This window comes from Acidovorax sp. SRB_24, assembly GCF_012931925.1.
On sequence record NZ_MWOM01000335.1, the window covers coordinates 1 to 279 of the forward strand.

The 279-nt window shown below is 69.5% G+C and carries 1 protein-coding gene; it reads left to right on the forward strand.

Translation table 11 applies throughout. From position 1 onward, the window contains the following. The coding region (locus B2J89_RS22165) for a phosphate acyltransferase (RefSeq protein ID WP_256368873.1) at nucleotides 1–279 on the forward strand (279 nt) is incomplete at both ends.

Genomic DNA, 279 nt, shown 5'->3' on the forward strand with positions numbered 1-279 from the left:
GCCCAAGGCGGCGCTGCTCTCGCACTCGAACTTCGGCAGCAGCCACCAGCCCAGCGCCGTGAAAATGCGCGAGACGCTGGAGCTGCTGCGGCTGCAGGCGCCCTGGCTGGAAGTCGACGGCGAGATGCACGGCGACGTGGCGCTGGACGGCAAGGCGCGCGCGACCCTCATGCCGCGCAGCACGCTGACGGGCAACGCCAACCTGCTGGTGCTGCCCAACATCGACGCGGCCAACATCTCGTACAACCTGCTCAAGACGGCGGCGGGCGGCAACATCGC